This is a genomic window from Empedobacter sp. UBA7620 (assembly GCF_002484185.1).
GTDB classification, from domain to species: Bacteria; Bacteroidota; Bacteroidia; order Flavobacteriales; family Weeksellaceae; genus Empedobacter; species Empedobacter falsenii_C.
The window spans coordinates 1-960 of record NZ_DLJI01000023.1; the positions used below are offsets into that span (position 1 = coordinate 1).

Consider the following 960-nt stretch of genomic DNA (forward strand, 5'->3'; position numbering starts at 1 on the left):
AACGCCAAACAAGAAGATATTACCTTAAAAGTAGATACGGCTTTAAAAACCATCGAGCAAAAGAATAAATCTTTAGAAGGCGCGTTGCCTGATAACTATTTTTCGCGTTTAGGATTAGATCAATCCAAATTTTCGGCTTTGTTGGATACCATCAACAATATTGATACGCTAAAAGACGAAGCACAAGATATTGTGGGTCGTGTGTACGAATACTTTTTAAGCAAGTTTGCGATTGCCGAAGGAAAAGGAAAAGGTGAATTCTATACGCCCAAGTCGATTGTAAACTTAATTGCCGAAATGATTGAACCTTACAAAGGGAAAATCTATGACCCGTCTTGTGGTTCGGGTGGTATGTTTGTGCAATCGTTGAAGTTTATCGAAAAGCATCAAGGAAACAAAAAAGACATCTCGATTTACGGACAAGAGTTAACCAATACTACGTTTAAGCTGGCGAAAATGAACTTGGCGATTCGTGGAATTTCTGCCAATTTAGGAAATAAAGCAGCGGATACCTTTGCCGACGATCAGCACAAAGAGTTAAAAGCCGATTACATCATGGCGAATCCTCCGTTTAACTTAAAAGATTGGCGTGCTGAGAACGAATTAACTGATGATCCACGTTGGTCAGGATACGAAGTTCCCCCTAAGTCAAATGCCAACTATGCGTGGATTTTGAATATGATTTCGAAGCTTTCGCAAAATGGTGTGGCTGGTTTTATCTTAGCAAATGGTGCTTTGAGTGGGGGTGGCGAAGAATACAAAATCCGTAAACAAATTATTGAAAACGATTTGGTAGAAGCGATTGTGATTTTGCCTCGTGCGATGTTTTATTCTACGGATATTTCGGTAACGCTTTGGATTTTGAACCGCAATAAAAACGAACGTACGGTTGAAGTAAACGACGGAATTAAAAGCTACCGTAAGCGTGAGGGCGAAGTCTTGTTTATGGATTTACGCCAA

1 protein-coding gene is annotated in these 960 nt (G+C 39.7%); it reads left to right on the forward strand.

What is annotated here, in order from left to right:
* Window positions 1-960, forward strand: a 960-nt coding sequence (locus B2217_RS04820) for an HsdM family class I SAM-dependent methyltransferase (protein ID WP_291122143.1), incomplete at both ends; no start/stop codon positions are given.